The sequence below is a fragment of the Streptomyces sp. CNH189 genome, from assembly GCF_000527195.1.
The window spans coordinates 42016-59667 of record NZ_AZUS01000004.1; the positions used below are offsets into that span (position 1 = coordinate 42016).

General features: G+C 72.6%; 14 protein-coding genes. 4 read left to right on the plus strand and 10 right to left on the minus strand.

Features of this window, described 5'->3' with window-relative positions; all coding sequences use genetic code 11:
• Positions 1-25: 25 nt before the first annotated feature.
• Positions 26-910 (minus strand): succinate--CoA ligase subunit alpha, encoded by an 885-nt coding sequence (gene sucD, locus B100_RS0107270; RefSeq protein ID WP_024883777.1) that lies wholly within the window; start codon positions 908-910, stop codon positions 26-28.
• Positions 911-924: 14 nt separating this feature from the next.
• Complete coding sequence (gene sucC / locus B100_RS0107275) at positions 925-2055, minus strand: ADP-forming succinate--CoA ligase subunit beta (protein ID WP_024883778.1); 1131 nt, start codon at positions 2053-2055, stop codon at positions 925-927.
• Between the two features lie 191 nt (positions 2056-2246).
• Between sucC and B100_RS0107280 the strand changes: the two genes are divergently transcribed.
• From B100_RS0107280 to B100_RS0107295, 4 genes are all read left to right on the plus strand, one after another.
• Positions 2247-3929: a thiamine pyrophosphate-binding protein gene (locus B100_RS0107280; RefSeq protein WP_024883779.1), complete on the plus strand. Its 1683-nt coding sequence runs from the start codon at positions 2247-2249 to the stop codon at positions 3927-3929.
• An 11-nt stretch (positions 3930-3940) separates the two neighbouring features.
• Entirely contained in the window at positions 3941-5173 is a 1233-nt protein-coding gene (gene frc, locus B100_RS0107285; protein ID WP_024883780.1) for a formyl-CoA transferase, read from the plus strand.
• A 4-nt stretch (positions 5174-5177) separates the two neighbouring features.
• Positions 5178-7322 carry an acetate--CoA ligase family protein gene (locus tag B100_RS0107290; RefSeq protein ID WP_024883781.1) on the plus strand — a complete coding sequence of 715 codons (2145 nt, stop codon included), beginning with the start codon at positions 5178-5180 and terminating at the stop codon, positions 7320-7322.
• Between the two features lie 123 nt (positions 7323-7445).
• Positions 7446-8825 (plus strand): OFA family MFS transporter, encoded by a 1380-nt coding sequence (locus B100_RS0107295; RefSeq protein WP_024883782.1) that lies wholly within the window; start codon positions 7446-7448, stop codon positions 8823-8825.
• An 81-nt stretch (positions 8826-8906) separates the two neighbouring features.
• Here B100_RS0107295 and B100_RS0107300 read toward each other — a convergent pair whose 3' ends face one another.
• The 8 genes from B100_RS0107300 to B100_RS0107335 all read right to left on the minus strand — a co-directional run bounded on the left by B100_RS0107300 (position 8907) and on the right by B100_RS0107335 (position 17607).
• On the minus strand, positions 8907-10121 hold the full coding sequence (locus tag B100_RS0107300; RefSeq protein WP_024883783.1) for a sugar phosphate isomerase/epimerase family protein: 1215 nt from the start codon (positions 10119-10121) through the stop codon (positions 8907-8909).
• Positions 10122-10235: 114 nt separating this feature from the next.
• Positions 10236-11615: an alkaline phosphatase family protein gene (locus tag B100_RS0107305; RefSeq protein WP_024883784.1), complete on the minus strand. Its 1380-nt coding sequence runs from the start codon at positions 11613-11615 to the stop codon at positions 10236-10238.
• Positions 11612-12781, minus strand: a complete 1170-nt coding sequence (gene eboE / locus B100_RS0107310; RefSeq protein WP_024883785.1) for a metabolite traffic protein EboE — start codon at positions 12779-12781, stop codon at positions 11612-11614. Before eboE ends, B100_RS0107305 begins: the two co-directional genes overlap by 4 nt.
• A gap of 3 nt (positions 12782-12784) precedes the next feature.
• Positions 12785-13675 carry a TatD family hydrolase gene (locus B100_RS0107315; RefSeq protein WP_024883786.1) on the minus strand — a complete coding sequence of 297 codons (891 nt, stop codon included), beginning with the start codon at positions 13673-13675 and terminating at the stop codon, positions 12785-12787.
• Positions 13675-14412: an EboA domain-containing protein gene (locus B100_RS0107320; RefSeq protein WP_024883787.1), complete on the minus strand. Its 738-nt coding sequence runs from the start codon at positions 14410-14412 to the stop codon at positions 13675-13677. The genes B100_RS0107315 and B100_RS0107320 overlap by 1 nt, the downstream gene beginning before the upstream one ends.
• Positions 14409-15356, minus strand: a complete 948-nt coding sequence (locus B100_RS0107325; RefSeq protein WP_024883788.1) for a sugar phosphate isomerase/epimerase family protein — start codon at positions 15354-15356, stop codon at positions 14409-14411. The genes B100_RS0107320 and B100_RS0107325 overlap by 4 nt, the downstream gene beginning before the upstream one ends.
• Positions 15353-16411: an SCO3242 family prenyltransferase gene (locus B100_RS0107330; RefSeq protein WP_024883789.1), complete on the minus strand. Its 1059-nt coding sequence runs from the start codon at positions 16409-16411 to the stop codon at positions 15353-15355. The genes B100_RS0107325 and B100_RS0107330 overlap by 4 nt, the downstream gene beginning before the upstream one ends.
• On the minus strand, positions 16408-17607 hold the full coding sequence (locus tag B100_RS0107335) for an inositol-3-phosphate synthase (RefSeq protein WP_024883790.1): 1200 nt from the start codon (positions 17605-17607) through the stop codon (positions 16408-16410). Before B100_RS0107335 ends, B100_RS0107330 begins: the two co-directional genes overlap by 4 nt.
• Between the last annotated feature and the right edge of the window lie 45 nt (positions 17608-17652).

Genomic DNA, 17652 nt, shown 5'->3' on the forward strand with positions numbered 1-17652 from the left:
TACGGCTGCCCGGCCCCGCGGGGGTTCAGCTGCCGGCGTCCAGGACGGCCAGCACCTGCCGGGCCGTCTCCGTGGGCGTGCGGCCGACCCGCACGCCGGCCGCCTCCAGTGCCTGCTGCTTCGCCCGTGCCGTACCGGAGGATCCGGAGACGATCGCGCCGGCGTGGCCCATCGTGCGGCCCTCGGGGGCGGTGAAGCCGGCGATGTAGCCGACGACGGGCTTGGTGACGTGGTCGCGGATGTAGGCCGCCGCGCGTTCCTCCGCGTCACCGCCGATCTCGCCGATGAGGACGATCAGGTCGGTCTCGGGGTCGTCCTGGAAGGCCGTGAGGCAGTCGATGTGGGTGGTGCCGACGACGGGGTCGCCGCCGATGCCGACGCAGGTGGAGAAGCCGATGTCGCGCAGCTCGTACATCAGCTGGTAGGTGAGGGTGCCGGACTTGGAGACGAGGCCGATGCGGCCGGGTTTGGTGATGTCGGCGGGGATGATGCCCGCGCCCGACTGGCCGGGGCTGATCAGGCCGGGGCAGTTGGGGCCGATGACCCGGGTGCCGCGCTTTCGCGCACGGTCGAGGAAGGCGACGGAGTCGTGGAGGGGGACGCCCTCGGTGATGACGACGGCGAGGCCGATGCCGGCGTCGGCGGCCTCGGTCACCGCGGCCTTGGTGAAGGCGGGCGGTACGAAGACCACGGTGACGTCGGCACCCGTCGCGTCCATGCCCTCGGCGACGGAGCCGAAGACGGGGACCGGCCGGTCATGGAAGTCCACGGTGCGGCCCGCCTTGCGCGGGTTCACGCCGCCGACGACGTTCGTGCCGGCGGCGAGCATCCGCCGGGTGTGCTTCATGCCCTCGCCGCCGGTCATGCCCTGGACGAGGATCTTGCTCTCCTTGGTGAGGTGGATCGCCATGTCGTCCGGTCTCCTCAGGGTGTGGTGGCGAGGTGGGCGGCCCGGCTCGCGGCGCCGTCCATGGTGGTGACCTGCTCGACGAGCGGATGCGCGCGCTCCTCGAGCACGGCCCGTCCGCGTTCCGCGTTGTTGCCGTCCAGGCGCACGACGAGCGGCTTGGTGAGCCGTACGGTGTCCAGCGCGCGGACGATGCCGTCGGCGACCGCGTCGCAGGCGGTGATGCCGCCGAAGACGTTGACGAAGACGGACTTCACCGACGGGTCGGAGAGGACGACGGACAGTCCGTCGGCCATGACCTGGGCGGAGGCGCCGCCCCCGATGTCGAGGAAGTTGGCGGGGCGGGCGCCGCAGCCGGCGACCACGTCGAGGGTGGACATCACGAGTCCGGCGCCGTTGCCGATGACGCCGACCTCGCCGTCGAGCTTGACGTAGTTGAGGCCCTTGGCGGCCGCCGCCGCTTCCAGCGGGTCATGGCCCGTGTCGGCCTCGTCGCCCCAACGTCCCTGCCGGAAGCGGGCGTTGTCGTCGAGGGTGACCTTGCCGTCGAGCGCCATGATCTGTCCGTCGCGGGTGCGGACCAGCGGGTTGACCTCGACGAGGAGGGCGTCCTCACCGACCAGGACGTCCCAAAGACGGACCAGGACGTCGACGGTGCGCGCGGGCAGGCCCGCCGCGTCGGCGATGCGGGCCGCGACCGCCGGGGTGACGCCCTCGGCGGGGTCGACGGGGACGCGCGCCACGGCTTCGGGGCGGGTGGCGGCGACCTCTTCGATGTCCATACCCCCTTCGGCGGAGGCGATGGCGAGGAAGCGGCCTGCGGCGCGGTCGAGAACGTAGGAGACGTAGAACTCGCTCTCGATGTCGACGGGTTGGGCCAGCATCACGGTGCCGACGGTGTGCCCCTTGATGTCCATGCCGAGGATCTGGCGTGCGGTGAGTTCGGCGGCGGCGGGGTCGGCGGCGAGCTTGACGCCGCCCGCCTTGCCGCGTCCGCCGGTCTTCACCTGCGCCTTGACGACCACGCGGCCGCCGAGCCTGCGGGCGATCTCGCGGGCCTGTTTGGGCGAGCCGGTGACCTCGGCCCGCGGCACCACGATGCCGTGTTCTGCGAAGAGTTCCCTTGCCTGGTGTTCGTACAGGTCCATCTCGGCTCCTGTCTGCGAAGACCGCCGGAGGGTCCGGTGGGGGCCGGGGGCCGGCGACCGAAAAGTGCCGCGCACCCCCTGGACACCACCCATCGGATGCGGGATAACAAGCTTCATACAGTATTCGTCGACTGTATGCAATGTACCGCGACAGCGTTCCCCGCCCCCTAGGAAAGGGACAGGACTTCGCCATGCCCGACGACACCCAGGACGTCATCTCCGGCGGTCATCTCGTCGCCAAGGCCCTCAAGGCCGAGGGCGTCGACCGCATCTACACACTGTGCGGCGGCCACATCATCGACATCTACGACGGCTGCGTCGACGAGGGCATCGAGGTCGTCGACGTACGGCACGAGCAGGTCGCCGCGCACGCCGCCGACGGCTACGCGCGCATCACCGGGAAGCCCGGCTGCGCGGTGGTCACGGCCGGACCGGGCACCACCGACGCGGTCACCGGGGTCGCCAACGCCTTCCGCGCGGAGTCGCCCATGCTGCTGATCGGCGGCCAAGGGGCCCTGACCCAGCACAAGATGGGGTCGCTGCAGGACCTGCCGCACGTCGACATGATGAACCCCGTCACCAAGTTCGCGGCGACCGTGCCGGACACGGCCCGCGCGGCCGACATGGTGTCGATGGCCTTCCGCGAGTGCTACCACGGCGCGCCCGGTCCCTCCTTCCTGGAGATCCCACGCGACGTGCTGGACGCGAAGGTGCCCGCCGACAAGGCGCGGGTGCCGCGGGAGGGCGCCTACCGGGCCTCCACCCGTTCGCCCGGCGACCCGGAGGCGGTCGAGAAGCTGGCCGACCTGCTAGTGCACGCCGAGAAGCCGGCGATCCTGCTCGGCAGCCAGGTGTGGACGACCCGCGCCACCGAGGCCGCGACCGAGCTCGTGCGCACCCTCAACGTCCCCGCCTACATGAACGGGGCGGGCCGCGGCACCCTGCCGCCCGGGGACCCGCACCACTTCCAGCTGTCGCGCCGGTACGCGTTCTCCAACGCCGACGTCATCGTCATCGTCGGCACGCCCTTCGACTTCCGCATGGGCTACGGCAAGCGGCTCTCCCCCGCCGCGACGGTCGTGCAGATCGACCTCGACTACCGCACGGTCGGCAAGAACCGCGACATCGACCTCGGCATCGTCGGGGACGCGGGGCTGGTGCTGAAGGCGGTGACGGAGGCGGCCTCGGGGCGGGTCAACGGCGGTGCGTCCAAGCGCAAGGAGTGGCTGGACGAGCTGCGGGCCGCAGAGCAGACCGCGCTCGACAAGCGGCTGCCGCAGCTGCGGTCGGACGCCTCCCCGATCCACCCGTACCGGCTGGTGAGCGAGATCAACGACTTCCTCACCGAGGACTCGATCTACATCGGCGACGGCGGTGACATCGTCACCTTCTCCGGGCAGGTCGTGCAGCCCAAGTCACCCGGTCACTGGATGGATCCGGGGCCGCTCGGGACGCTCGGTGTCGGCGTGCCGTTCGTGCTCGCCGCCAAGCAGGCGCGGCCCGACAAGGAGGTCGTCGCGCTGTTCGGTGACGGCGCGTTCTCCCTCACCGGCTGGGACTTCGAGACGCTGGTCCGCTACGACCTGCCGTTCGTCGGCATCGTCGGCAACAACTCCTCGATGAACCAGATCCGTTACGGCCAGGCCGCCAAGTACGGCAAGGACCGCGAACGGGTCGGCAACACCCTCGGGGACGTCCGCTACGACGAGTTCGCGCGGATGCTCGGCGGGTACGGCGAGGAGGTCCGCGACCCCGCCGACATCGGCCCCGCACTGCGCCGCGCCCGGGAGTCGGGCAAGCCGTCGCTGATCAACGTCTGGGTGGATCCCGACGCGTACGCCCCCGGAACCATGAACCAGACCATGTACAAGTGAGGTGAACGCCCATGACCCCCAAGGCACTTGAGGGCATCCGCGTCCTCGACATGACCCACGTCCAGTCCGGGCCCTCCGCGACCCAGCTGCTGGCCTGGCTCGGCGCGGACGTCGTCAAACTGGAGGCGCCCACCGGCGACATCACGCGCAAGCAGCTGCGTGACCTGCCGGACGTCGACTCCCTCTACTTCACGATGCTCAACTGCAACAAGCGGAGCATCACCCTCAACACCAAGACCGCGCGCGGCAAGGAGATCCTCACCGAGCTGATCCGGCGCTCGGACGTCATGGTCGAGAACTTCGGGCCGGGCGCGGTCGACCGGATGGGGTTCACCTGGGACCGCATCCGGGAGATCAACCCGCGCATCGTCTACGCCTCCATCAAGGGCTTCGGGGACGGCCCCTACACCGCCTTCAAGGCCTACGAGGTCGTCGCGCAGGCGATGGGCGGGTCGATGTCGACCACCGGTTTCGAGGACGGTCCGCCGCTCGCCACGGGCGCCCAGATCGGTGACTCGGGCACGGGCGTGCACGCGGTGGCCGGCATCCTCGCCGCGCTGTTCCAGCGGGAGCGCACCGGGCGCGGGCAGCGGGTGAACGTGGCCATGCAGCACGCGGTGCTCAACCTCTGCCGGGTGAAGCTGCGCGACCAGCAGCGCCTGGCGCACGGGCCGCTCGCCGAGTACCCCAACGAGGACTTCGGCGACGAGGTCCCCCGCTCCGGCAACGCGTCCGGCGGCGGGCAGCCCGGCTGGGCGGTGAAGTGCGCGCCGGGCGGCCCGAACGACTACGTGTACGTCATCGTGCAGCCCGTCGGCTGGAAGCCGATCAGCGAGCTCATCGGCCGGCCGGAGCTGGCGGACGACCCCGAGTGGGCGACGCCGGAAGCCCGGCTGCCGAAGCTGAACAAGATGTTCCAGCTGATCGAGGAGTGGTCCTCGACGCTCCCCAAGTGGGAGGTGCTGGAGAGGCTCAACGCGCACAACATCCCGTGCGGGCCGATCCTGTCCACCAAGGAGATCATCGAGGACCGCTCGCTGGTCGCCAACGAGATGGTGGTGACCGTCCCGCATCCCGAGCGCGGCGAGTTCGTCACCGTGGGCAGCCCGCTGAAGCTGTCCGACTCCCCCGTGGACGTGGTCGCCTCCCCGCTGCTCGGCGAGCACAACGAAGAGGTCTACGTCGGCGAACTCGGCCTCGGCGACGGGGAAGTGCGCCTGCTCAAGTCGAACGGGGTGATCTGACGTGATGGCCGAGGACCGGGCGTCGAAGGTGCGCGCGCTGCTGGAAGCGGTGCGTGCCGAGGGACGGACCGCGCTCACCGCGCCCGAGGGCAAGGTGATCGCCGACGCGTACGGCATCGCGGTGCCCGGGGAGGAGCTGGCGCGGGACGTCGACGAGGCGGTGGCGTGCGCGGCGCGGCTGGGCGGGCCCGTGGTGATGAAGATCGTGTCGCCGGACATCCTGCACAAGACCGACGCCGGCGGTGTGGTCGTGGGCGTCGAGGGCGCGGCGGACGTCCGGGCGGCGTTCTGCCGCATCGTGGAGAACGCCCGGGTGTACGACGCGAGGGCGCGCATCGAGGGCGTGCAGGTGCAGGAGCTGCTGCCGCGGGGCCAGGAGGTCATCGTCGGCGCAGTCACCGACCCGACGTTCGGGAAGGTGGTGGCGTTCGGGCTCGGCGGGGTGCTCGTCGAGGTGCTGAAGGACGTCACGTTCCGGCTGGCGCCGGTGGACGCCGACGAGGCGCTGTCGATGCTCGACTCGATCCGGTCGGCGGAGATCCTCACCGGCGTGCGCGGTCAGGAGGGCGTGGACCGGTGGGCGGTGGCCGAGCAGATCCGGCGGGTGTCCGAACTGGTCACGGACTTCCCGGAGATCGCCGAGGTGGACCTCAACCCGGTGATCGCCACGCCGGCCGGCGCGGTCGCGGCCGACATCCGGGTGATCCTCGCGGAGGGGGCGCCCAAGGAGCGGCGCCGGTACTCCAGGGAGGAGATCCTCACCTCCATGCGGCGGCTGATGCAGCCGCGGTCGGTGGCGGTGATCGGCGCGTCCAACGAGTCCGGCAAGATCGGCAACTCGGTGATGCGCAACCTCGTCGACGGCGGCTTCGCCGGGGAGATCCATCCGGTGAACCCCAAGGCCGATGACATCGTGGGCCGCAAGGCGTACAAGAGTGTCACCGACGTTCCCGGCGAGGTGGATGTGGCGGTCTTCGCGATTCCCGCCCGGTTCGTGGCCTCGGCGCTGGAGGAGGTGGGGCGCAAGGGGATCCCGAACGCCGTCCTCATCCCGTCCGGCTTCGCCGAGACCGGTGAGCAGGCGCTGCAGGACGAGATCGTGGCGATCGCCGAGCGGCTGGGCGTCCGGCTGCTCGGGCCCAACATCTACGGCTACTACTCCACCTGGCAGGACCTCTGCGCCACGTTCTGCACGCCGTACGACGTCAAGGGCGGGGTGGCGCTGACCAGCCAGTCGGGCGGCATCGGGATGGCGATCCTGGGCTTCGCGAGGACCACGAAGACGGGCGTCTCGGCGATCGTCGGCCTCGGCAACAAGTCGGACCTCGACGAGGACGACCTGCTGACCTGGTTCGGGGAGGACCCGCACACCGAGTGCATCGCGATGCACCTGGAGGACCTCAAGGACGGGCGCGCGTTCGTCGAGGCCGCTCGGGCGACCGTGCCGAAGAAGCCGGTGGTGGTGCTCAAGGCGGGGCGTACGGCGGCGGGCGCGAAGGCCGCCGGCTCGCACACCGGGGCGCTCGCCGGCGACGACGCCGTGTACGACGACATCCTGCGGCAGGCCGGCGTGATCCGGGCGCCGGGTCTCAACGACATGCTGGAGTACGCGCGGGCGCTGCCCGTGCTGCCCGCTCCGCAGGGCGACAACGTCGTGATCATCACCGGGGCGGGCGGCAGCGGGGTGCTGCTGTCGGACGCGGTGACGGACAACGGGCTGTCGCTGATGGAGATCCCGCCCGATCTGGACGCGGCCTTCCGGGAGTTCATCCCGCCGTTCGGGGCGGCCGGCAACCCGGTGGACATCACCGGGGGCGAGCCGCCGTCGACGTACGAGGCGACGATCCGGCTGGGGCTCGAGGACCCGCGCATCCACGCGTTGGTGCTCGGTTACTGGCACACGATCGTCACGCCGCCCATGGTGTTCGCCGAACTCACCGCGCGTGTGGTGGCGGAGTTCCGCGAGCGGGGCGTCTCCAAGCCCGTCGTGGCCTCGCTCGCCGGTGACGTGGAGGTCGAGGAGGCGTGCCAGTACCTCTTCGAGCACGGCGTCGTGGCCTACCCGTACACGACGGAGATGCCGGTGGCCGTCCTCGGCGCCAAGTACCGCTGGGCGCGGGCGGCCGGACTGCTGGGAGGCGGTTCATGAGGTGAACGCAGCCGGGTGGCCGGCCGGCGGGTGCGCGCCGGCCGGTCCCGGACCCGGGCGCGCACGAAAGGCACGGGACAGGGGGCGCTGGCCAGTTCTTTCGACGCAAGGGGTGCAAACTACATGACAACCACGGATGTCACACGGGTCGTCCCCTATCGGGAGGTGACCGACAGAAACGGGCGGGTCTACCGCGTCGGTGAGACCGACATCGACATCATGGGCCGCAAACGCAAGTGGATGGTGATCCTGCCCTGGGTCGGCATGATGGGCATCTCCTCCGCCGAGTACGCGTTCGCGTCGGCGGAGGACACGCTCCACGAGGCCCACAGCTGGTCGAGCGGCAGCATCTACTGGATGATGACCGCCTGGGTGTTCTGCCAGGCCGCGGTGGCCTTCCCGGCGGGGCGGCTGCGGGAGAACGGCAAGCTGCCCGCGCGGTGGGCGATGATGCTCGGCGCGGTCGGCACGCTGCTCGGCTATCTCTCGCTGGCGTTCGCTCCGCATGTCGCGCTCGCCTTCATCGGGTTCGGCGTGTTCAGCGGCATGGGCGCGGGCATGGTGTACGCGACCTGCGTCAACATGGTCGGCAAATGGTACCCGGAACGCAAGGGCGGCAAGACCGGCTTCGTCAACGGCGGTTTCGCCTACGGCTCGGTGCCGTTCGTCTTCATCTTCCACGGCTACATGGACGGCTCCAACTTCCGCTGGGTGCTGGTCTCCTCCGGTGTCTTCCTCGCCGGGGTGGTGGCCGTCGCCGGCTTCTACTTCCGCGACCCGCCGAAGAACTGGTGGCCGGACTCCATCGACCCGCTGAACCCGCCGGACGACCCGCGGGCCCGGCGTTCTCTCGAGAGGAACCCCCCGGCCGTCAAGCAGTACTCGCCCCTGGAGGCGTGGCGGACCGGCCGGGTGGCGCTGATGTGGTTCTGTCTCGCCTGTACCTCCGGCGTGAACATCTTCGGCATCGCCTTCCAGGTCGACATCGGTGAGGACGCGGGCTTCGCGGCCGGCATCGTGGCCACCGCGATGTCACTGAAGGCGATCGTCAACGGCACCGGGCGCGGCGTGATCGGCTGGCTCTCCGACCTCTACGGCCGCAAACAGTGTCTGCTGTACGTGTGCGTGATCCTGGGACTGGCCCAGTTCGGCATCATCTGGTCGGCGGAGATCAGGAACCTGCCGCTGTTCCTGATCTTCTCCGCGATCTCCGGCTTCGGCGGCGGTGCCATCTTCCCGATGTTCGCCGCGCTGACGGCGGACTACTTCGGGGAGAACAACAACGCCACCAACTACGGCATGGTGTACAGCTCCAAGCTCGTCTCCGGGCTCGGCGCGGGGATGGGGTCCATGGTCGTGGCCGCCTGGGGCTACAACGGCGCCTTCGGGCTGGCGGGCGGCATCTCGCTGTTCGCCGGGTTCGTCGCGCTGTTCCTGACCCCGCCGGGACGGACGAGGAAGAAGCAGGTGACGCCCAACCCCCGTCCCCTCGGGGAGGGTTGACGCGCGGCACCCGCGGCCGGGCGACGGACCGGGCGGCCCCTCCCGGGTGCGGGAGGGGCCGCCCGGTCCGTCGCCATCCGGTCAGTGGCGGCGCTTGCGCAGGGCCGCCATGTTGTCGTAGCTGATCTTCGCCTCGCGCAGCGACTGCGCGGGGTCGGTGTCGCTCGGTGAGTTGTCGTCCTCCACCATCGGGTTGCGGTAGGTGGTCAGGCCCACCCGGGAGAAGAACGTCGTGTAGTCGATGTCCCCGGTGCCGAACGGCACCATGTCCCAGCCCATGCCGTTGGTGGTGTCGACGACGCCGTCCTTGGCGTGGAACAGCGGGTAGCGCTTGTTGTACCGGGTGACCAGGCCCGCCGGGTCGAAGACGTTCCTGCGGGTGGAGCCGTCGGGGGCGGTGTAGGTGTGGAACTTGTACTGGGCGACGTGCGCCCAGAAGACGTCCATCTCCAGCCAGACCGTCTTCGGGTCGGTGACCTTCAGGAAGTACTCCAGCTTCCGGATGCCCGAGCTGCGGGTCGGCCGGCCCTGGTCGTCCAGCGGGCCCCGGTCGAGCAGGAAGCCGTACGCGCTGTCGTGGTTGTGGGTGTAGAGCTTGATGCCCGCACGGCGGGCGATCTCACCGAGGGCGTTCCACTTGTCGGCGGCCACGTCCCAGTCGGCGCGGTAGGAGCTGCCGGTGGGGTCGCCGCCGGTGCCCATGTGGTCCATGCCGAGGATGTCGGCGATCTCCAGGTGCTTCTTGAAGGTGTCCTTGTCGGCGGTGGTCAGCGGCCAGGACGACGGGATGAAGCCGTGGTTGCCCTGGGCCCGCAGACCGTACTCGTCGAGCCAGGAGCGCAGCAGCCGGGCGCCCTCGACCGACTCCAGGCTGGCGCCGCCGGGGGCGTTCGCGTGCTGGTTGTAGCCGGCGAACTCGACCTGCCGGTAGCCGTGCCGGGCGAGCTGCTTGAACACCTCGCGGAAGCCGGACGGCAGGTCACTGGCGAGCGGGTCGCGGGCGGTGGCGTCCCGGACGGTGTAGAGGATGATGCCGCGCTTGTGGGGCGGGACCAGCACCTGACCGCGGCCGTGGTCGTGCCCGTGGCCATGTCCGTGCCCGTGGCCGTGGTCTCTGCCGTGGGCGAGGGCGGGGGCGGCGGCGAAGACCGGGGCGGCGACGGCGCCGGCCGCCACGGCGGTGCAGGTGCTCAGGAAGCGGCGCCGGCCGACGCCGAGGCTGCGGCGCAGCGCCTCGTCAGGGGTGTCGGTCAGAGGGGCGGCGTCGCTGCGCGAGGGATCGGAGTACGGGGTCACGGGTGCCTGCCTTCTCGGTCGTGGCCGGTCCCGGCGGCTGCGGGAACGGCCGTTGTCAGTGCCGTGTGTTTCACTCTCGGTAGTCGGATCTCGGCGGCCGTGCGTGGTGCGGTGTCAGCCGAGCCCGGCGAGCCGGAGCAGGAGTTGTTTCACGTCGGTGGCCGCGACGCGGTCTCCGACAGCGCGGGGGGTGGAGCAGATGAGGAGCGGACCGTCGTCGTCGCTTGCGGGGAGGCGGCCGTGGCTGCCGCGAACAGGTGAGGCGTCGAGGGGCACGACCGCCATGCGGTAGCGCATGCCGAGCTTCTTGCGGGCCAGCGCGCCGGCCGCCTTGACCTTGACGTAGGGGTCGTGGGGGTCCATGAAGAGCTCGACCGGGTCGTAGCCGGGTTTGCGGTGGATCTCGACCAGCTGCGCGAAGTCGGGCGCGCGGTCGTCGTCGAGCCAGTAGTAGTACGTGAACCAGGCGTCGGGTTCGGCGACGGCGACGAGCTCGCCGGCCCGCGGGTGGTCGAGGTGGTGGGCCTTCTTGCCCTCGTCGTCGAGGAGCTGCTCGATACCGGGCAGTCCGTCCAGGGCTTCCCTGGCCGCGTCCAGGTCCTCGGGGCGGCGCACGTACACGTGGGCGATCTGGTGGTCGGCGACCGCGAAGGCGCGGGAGGCCATCGGGTCGAGGTACTCCATGCCGTCCTGGGTGTGCACCTCGAGCAGGCCGGCGCGGCGCAGGGCGCGGTTGATGTCGACCGGCCGGTTCACGCGGGTGATGCCGTACTCGGACAGGGCGACGACGGTGCGGCCCTCGGCGCGGGCGTCGTCGAGGAGCGGGGCGAGGGCCGTGTCGAGGTCGGTGGCGGCCTTCAGGGAGCGCGGGTCGTCGGGGCCGTAGCGCTGCAGGTCGTAGTCGAGGTGAGGGAGGTAGCAGAGCGTCAGGTCGGGGTGGCGGGTGTGCATGATGTGGCGGGTGGCGTCGATGATCCACCGGCTGGACACCAGGTCGGCGCCGGGTCCCCAGAAGTGGAACAGGGGAAAGGTGCCGAACTTCTCGGTGAGTTCGTCGTGCAGGGCGGGCGGCCGGGTGTAGCAGTCGGGTTCCTTGCGGCCGTCGGCGTAGTAGACGGGGCGGGGGGTGACGGTGATGTCGGTGTCCGCGCCCATGGCGTACCACCAGCAGATGTTGGCGACGGTGTAGCCGGGGTGGGCGCGGCGGGCGGCGTCCCAGAGCTTGTCGCCGGAGACGAGGCCGTTGTGCTGCCGCCACAGCAGGACGTCGCCGAGCTCGCGGAAGTACCAGCCGTTGCCGACGATGCCGTGCTCGGAGGGCATGGTGCCGGTGAGGAAGGTGGACTGGGCGGCGCAGGTGACGGCGGGCAGGACGGTGCCGAGCGGGGCGCGGGAGCCGGACTGCCCGAGGGACTTCAGGTGCGGCATGTGGTCGAGCAGGCGCGGGGTGAGACCGACGACGTCGAGGACGAGCAGGGGGGTGGGGTCGCTCATGGGAGTTCCTTCAGGCCGAGGTCCGTCAGCAGGTCGCGGGCCAGGGTGAGTTCGGCGGCGATGCCGTCGGCGAGCTGGGTGCGGCCGCGGGGGCGCAGCTCGGGCGGGAGGGCCTGCCAGGTGTAGGTCTCCACCTCGAGGTGGTGGGTGAGCGGGTGCGCGCCACCGACCAGCCGGGTCAGTACGGAGGTCAGGACGGGGAGCGTGGAGGTGAGGGGCGCGGCGGGGGCCGCGTGCAGCGGGACGTGGAAATGGGAGCGCCAGGGGCCCGCGTCGGGCAGGGCGTCGCCGGCCAGCGCCTCGTCCAGGTCGTCGGTGCCGCGCAGGCCCGCGGCCGTGGCCGTGCGGGTCTGGTGCAGGAAGCGGGGTTCGGCGAAGGCGGCCAGGGCCTCGCGGACCTCGGGGAGGTGCGGCTGTTCGGCGTGCAGGGCGGCGGACAGCTGGCACTTGACCACGCGGACGCCGGCGTGGCCGAGGTCGTCCAGGGCGGTGTGCGGGTCTTCGAAGGAGGTGGCGAGGTGGCAGGTGTCGACGCAGATGCCGACGCGGTCGTGGCCCACCGCGGTGAGGGGCGCGACGGCGTCGCGGGTGGTCTCGACGACGCAGCCCGGTTCGGGTTCCAGGGCGACGCGGATGGAGCGTCCGGTCAACTCCTGGAGCGCGTCGAGGCGTTCGGCGAGGGTGCGCAGGGCGGAGCGGGCGGTTTCCGCCCGCTCGTCGTCGTAGGCGGTGCGCCAGGCCAGCGGCAGGGTGGAGATGCTGCCCTCGGTGACGTCGTCGGGGAGCAGTCCGGCGAGCACGCGGGCGAGGGCGGTGGTGTGCTCCAGGCGCTCGGGGTCGGCCCAGTCCGGTGTGTAGACCCGGTACTTGACCTCCTCGGCGCCGAAGCCCTCGTAGGGGAAGCCGTTGAGGGTGACGACCTCCAGGCCGCGCCGTTCCAGTTCGCAGCGCAGGCCGCGCAGGGCGGCGGGGTCGGTGACCAGGGCGCGGGCTGCGTCCTTGGCCAGCCACAGCCCGATGCCGAGCCGGTCCCGGCCGAGGCGCCGGCGGACGGGCTCGCAGTGGTCGCGGAGCTGGGCGAGGACGCCGTCGAGGGTCTCGGCCGGGTGGACGTTGGTGCAGTAGGCGAGGTGGACGGTGGAGCCGTCCGGGTGGCGGAAGCGCATGGCTCACGCCCCCGTGGCGGAGGCGGCGTCCGGCCGTGGCTCGTCTCTGGGGGCGCCGCGCAGGATGGAGTTGCCCTCGTGGGTGGCGCCGGAGGCGGTGACGTCGAGGTTCAGGCGGCCGCTGAGGCCGTAGAAGGCGACCGGGTTGCGCCACAGCACGCGGTCGACGTCGTCCTCGGTGAAGCCCTCGGCGAGCATCAGGTCGGCGACCTTGCGGGTCTTCAGCGGGTCGCTCCTCCCCCAGTCGGCGGCGGAGTTCACCAGCACCTGCTCGGGGCCGTGGGCGCGCAGGATGGCGACCATCCGCTCCTCGTCCATCTTGGTGTCGGGATAGACGGAGAAGCCGAGCCAGGCGCCGCTGTCCTTGGCCTCCTTGACGGTGGTCTCGTTGAGGTGGTCGATCAGCACCCGCTCCACCGGCAGCGCGGACTCTCGGACCACGTCGAGGGTGCGGCGCAGCCCGGCGAGCTTGTCGCGGTGCGGGGTGTGCACCAGCGCGGGCAGGCCGTGGTCGGCGGCCATCTGCAGCTGGGCGGCGAGGGCGGTGTCCTCGGCGGGGGTCATGGAGTCGTAGCCGATCTCACCGACGGCCACGACGTTGTCCTTGACCAGATAGCGGGGCAGCGCGTCCAGGACGGGGGCGCAGCGCGGGTCGCCCGCCTCCTTGGGGTTGAGGGCGAGGGTGCAGTGGTGGGCGATGCCGTACTGGGCGGCGCGGAAGGGTTCCCAGCCGAGGAGGGAGTCGAAGTAGTCGAAGAAGGAGGCCGGGGAGGTGCGGGGCTGGCCGAGCCAGAAGGAGGGTTCGACGACGGCGCGGACGCCCGCGGCGTACATGGCCTCGTAGTCGTCGGTGGTGCGCGACGTCATGTGGATGTGGGGGTCGAAGATGCGCATCAGGACTCCTTGCCGTGGGGGACGTCCGGGCCGTCCGCGCCCCGCGTCGGGGCGGCTTCGGTCAGGGTGAGGACGCGGTGCAGGTCCTCCGGGACGGTGCGGCCGGCGGCGGTGCGCTCGGCGGCGTAGTCGCCGAGCATGCGGGCGAGTTCACCGTCGCCCCGGGCGCGCCCGGCGAGGTCGGAGACCAGGTCCACGCCGACGCCGGTGAACAGGCACTTCAGTACGGCGTGCCGCCAGGCGTGGGCGTCGAGGTGGCGGGCGCCGTAGGGGCCGAGGGCGGCGGCGACCAGCCGGGTGTCGTTGGTGCGCAGGGCGTCCTCGACGAGCGGGAGTGCCTCCGGCCCGGGCACCAGGTGGGGCAGGGCGTGCAGGACGGCGCGGCGTTCGTCGGCGGTGCCCTGGAAGTAGACCCGGGTCAGGGCGTCGGCGTCGGCGCGGGCCGCGTGCAGGATGAGGACGCGGGCGGCCTCGGCGTGCTCGGGGCCGCAGCGGCGGCCCGCCTCGGCGAGGCGCAGTTCCCACACCGAGATCGGTCCGTGGGTGCCGGGGTGGGCGGTGGCCTCGTCCAGGGCCTGGTCGAACCACGCGCGGGCGGCGCCGTCGAGCCGTGCCGCGAGGTGGCGGCGCAGGTCGGCGGGCGGGGTGAGGGCGGGGGTGGTGCCGTCACCGGGGCTGGCCGGTCTGCCGGTGGTGTCTGCCTCCGGGCCGGCCGGGGTCGCGTGCGGGCGGGTCATGGGGTGGTGCTCCCTTCGGGGGTGGCGGAGGGATCGCCGTGGGAGGGGACGGTGGAGGGACCGGTGGAGGTCCGTGCCGCGAGCCGGGCGGCGCGGCGGAGGTACGGCAGGGAGTGGGCGGCGAAGCGGGGGCCGGCGTGGGAGTGGCGCGGCAGTTCGACGACCGTCAGGCCCTGGTACCCGGTGGCGGCGAGGGCCGCGAGGACAGGCGGGAAGTCGATCTCGCCGTCCCCGAACGGCAGGTGTTCGTGGATGCCGCGCCGCATGTCCTCGATCTGCACGTGGCGCAGCCAGGGGGCTGCCTCGCGGACGCAGTCGGCGGGTGCGAGGGGTTCGAGGCACTGGCAGTGGCCGATGTCCAGGGTGAGGCCGAGCGGCTCGGGGTCGCCGAGGGTGCGGCGCAGCTGGTGGAAGTCGGCGAGGGTGGCGAGGAGGTGGCCGGGTTCCGGTTCGACGGCGAGCGGGACGCCGGCGGCGGACGCTGCGTCCAGCACCGGGGCGAAGGACTCGGCGAGGCGTTTCCAGGCGGTGTCCTCGTCGGTGCCGTCGGGGACGGTGCCGCTGAAGCAGTGCACGGCGTGCGCCCCGAGGTCGGCCGCCACCCGCACGGCACGCAGCAGCAGGTCGACGCGGCGCGCCCGGTCGTCGGGGTCGGGGTCGAGCAGGGACGGGCCGTGTTTGCGCCGGGGGTCGAGGACGTAGCGGGCGCCGGTCTCCACGGTGACGCCGAGCCCCAGCTCGTCCAGCCGACGGGCGACCTGCCGGGTGCGGGCGGCGAGGTCCGGGGCGAGCGGGTCGAGGTGCATGTGGTCGAGGGTCAGTCCCACGCCCTCATAGCCGAGGTCGGCCAGCAGGGCGAGGGCGTCGTCGAGGCGGAGGTCGGCGAGGCCGTTGGTGCCGTACCCGAAGCGCAGCGGCAGCGCCGGGGGCTCGTGCGGGGTCATGTGATGCTCACCCTCCTCATGGCGCGCCTGCGGGCGAACGCCCGGCCCGCCGGGGCCAGGGCGGCGATCATCAGGGACGTGACGGGCGCGCCGGACCGGGCGGCGAGCGCGGCCTGCAGCGGGACGGTGGCGCGGATGCCGCCTCCGACGGCGCGCTGGGTGAGCGGGGGTGAGGGGTTGAGCGCGGCGTGGAAGTACGGCCGCGCGGCCGTGGCGGCGTACGCGGCGGCCAGCGCGGCGGTGGCGGCGCCGGCGGGTGTGGGCCGGGCTCCGCCCGGGGTGGAACCCGGCAGGCCGGGGGCGGCTGCTGCCCGCCGGCCTGCCGGGAGTCGGGTACGGCCACGGGTGACCAGGCCGGTCAGGACGCCCGTCGCCGCGAGGGCCGCGAGCGGGGCCGCCGCCGAGCCCCCGGTGGTCTCGCGCCGGGAGACGGCGGTGACCGCGAGGGTGTGGCAGCCGAGCAGGGCCGCGGAGGGCACGGCGGCCTTGGTGTCACCGGCCGCCGCCGCGCCCATCAGCAGGTCCAGCGCACGGGCGGCGGCCATGGCCGCGGGGCCCGCGGGCGTGTGCTTCAGCGCCAGGTCGTACGCCCAGACGGTCGCCGCCAGCGGCGCGGCCACCGCGAGGGCGGGCCGGCCGGCGCGGGCGGCGAACAGCAGTCCGGCGCCGGTGAGTCCGCAGGCGGCGGCGAACGCGGCGGCGGGGCGGACCCGTCCCGACGGGAGGGGACGGTGCGGGCGCTCCACGGCGTCCTCGTCGCGGTCGGCCCAGTCGTTCAGCACCATGCCGGCCGCGTACAGGCACAGGGAGGAGCCGACGGGGAGCAGCGCGCGGAGGCCCGGGGTCCGGCCGGCCGCTGCCACGCCCGCCAGGGTGTCGCCGGGGACGGTGAACAGGGCGGGCAGGCGCACCAGTTCGGCCCAGGCGGCGGCGTGGCCGGGGCGTGGGGCGGCTCGCGGGGCGGTCCCGGGCGCCGGGGTGCCGGCCCCGGACGTGGTGTCCGGGGCCGCGGGGGCGGGCGGGGCGGGCCGGTGCGGGGACGCGAGTCGGGTCATCGCCGGGCCCCGCTGTCCCCCGCGTCGTCGCGCAGGCGTGCGGCGAAGCGTCGCAGCTCCGTGTACTGCTCGCCCAGGGACGACGGGCCGTCGCCGACCGGGTCCTTGAAGTAGAAGCCGAGTTCGCCCAGCGGGCCGGTCAGCCCCTTCTCCTGGGCGCGCACCAGCAGCCGGGCCAGGTCGAGCACCAAGGGCGCGGCGAGGGCGGAGTCGCAGCCCTGCCAGATGGTCTGCAGGATCATGCGGGAGCCGAGGAAACCGTCGAAGGCGATGTGGTCCCAGGCGGTCTTCCAGTCCCCCAGCGCGGGCACGTCGTCGATGTGCACCTCGCCCTGCGGTGCCGCGCCGAGGGTGTCGGCGAGGACGCGTTCCTTGCCCGCGTTCTTCGCGGCGGCCGCCGCGGGATCGGCGAGGGCGGCGCCGTCGCCGCCGCCCAGCAGGTTGGTGCCGGACCAGGCACGCACGGCGAGGGCCCGCTGCTGGAACATCGGACCGAGCACGGAGCGCAGCAGGGTCTGCCCGGTCTTGCCGTCGCGGCCCGCGTACGGCACCCCGGAGGATGCGGCGAGGCCGGCCAGCGCCGGGTGGTGCAGGCCGGTGGAGGGGGTGAAGTTGGCGTAGGCGCAGCCGGCGCGCAGGGCGGCGGCCGCGTAGAGGGAGCTGGGCGGCAGGGCGCCGTCCGTGGGGGCGGGCTCGGTGGAGGCGACGTTCACCACGACGGCGCCCGCGAGGTCGTTGCGGCGCACGAAGTCACGGATGTCGGCGGCGAAGACCTCGATCCAGTCGTCGTCGGTGCGGGCCGGGACGGTGTCCGTGCCGTCGGGTACGGGGCCGCCGGGCCTGATCTCCCGGTCGGCGGCGACCAGTTCGGCCTGCACGGCGGCGGGCAGGCCGTGCGGCAGGACACCGCCGTCGGCAAGGTGCTCGGCGCGCTTGGGGAGCGGGCAGTCGACGGTGTCGTGCCCGCCGAAGACGAGGGACGACAACGATGGCAGACCGCACGCGGCGAAGTCGTCGGTCTCGGTGACCATGCCGGTCGCCGGGTGGAGTCCGGCGGCGACGGCGGCACAGCCCGCGACGGCGGTCGTGGCCACGGACCCACGGGCGCCGACGAACCAGACGCCGTGGCGGGGAGCGGAGGAGGAAGGGGCGGTGGGGATGGTGGGAGTGGGGGTGGACGACGGTTCGGCGGACATGGGCAGCCTCCTTGTCGAACGCGAACCGGGTGGCGGTACGCCGGC

What these genes read in the sequence shown, in the direction of transcription:
- B100_RS0107325 (WP_024883788.1), bottom strand. Translation starts at nt 15,356, where the DNA reads ATGACCCCGCACGAGCCCCCGGCGCTGCCGCTGCGCTTCGGGTACGGC.
- eboE (WP_024883785.1), bottom strand. Translation starts at nt 12,781, where the DNA reads ATGCGCTTCCGCCACCCGGACGGCTCCACCGTCCACCTCGCCTACTGC.
- sucC (WP_024883778.1), bottom strand. Translation starts at nt 2,055, where the DNA reads ATGGACCTGTACGAACACCAGGCAAGGGAACTCTTCGCAGAACACGGC.
- frc (WP_024883780.1), top strand. Translation starts at nt 3,941, where the DNA reads ATGACCCCCAAGGCACTTGAGGGCATCCGCGTCCTCGACATGACCCAC.
- B100_RS0107295 (WP_024883782.1), top strand. Translation starts at nt 7,446, where the DNA reads ATGACAACCACGGATGTCACACGGGTCGTCCCCTATCGGGAGGTGACC.
- B100_RS0107330 (WP_024883789.1), bottom strand. Translation starts at nt 16,411, where the DNA reads ATGACCCGACTCGCGTCCCCGCACCGGCCCGCCCCGCCCGCCCCCGCG.
- B100_RS0107280 (WP_024883779.1), top strand. Translation starts at nt 2,247, where the DNA reads ATGCCCGACGACACCCAGGACGTCATCTCCGGCGGTCATCTCGTCGCC.
- B100_RS0107335 (WP_024883790.1), bottom strand. Translation starts at nt 17,607, where the DNA reads ATGTCCGCCGAACCGTCGTCCACCCCCACTCCCACCATCCCCACCGCC.
- B100_RS0107305 (WP_024883784.1), bottom strand. Translation starts at nt 11,615, where the DNA reads ATGAGCGACCCCACCCCCCTGCTCGTCCTCGACGTCGTCGGTCTCACC.
- sucD (WP_024883777.1), bottom strand. Translation starts at nt 910, where the DNA reads ATGGCGATCCACCTCACCAAGGAGAGCAAGATCCTCGTCCAGGGCATG.
- B100_RS0107320 (WP_024883787.1), bottom strand. Translation starts at nt 14,412, where the DNA reads ATGACCCGCCCGCACGCGACCCCGGCCGGCCCGGAGGCAGACACCACC.
- B100_RS0107315 (WP_024883786.1), bottom strand. Translation starts at nt 13,675, where the DNA reads ATGCGCATCTTCGACCCCCACATCCACATGACGTCGCGCACCACCGAC.
- B100_RS0107290 (WP_024883781.1), top strand. Translation starts at nt 5,178, where the DNA reads ATGGCCGAGGACCGGGCGTCGAAGGTGCGCGCGCTGCTGGAAGCGGTG.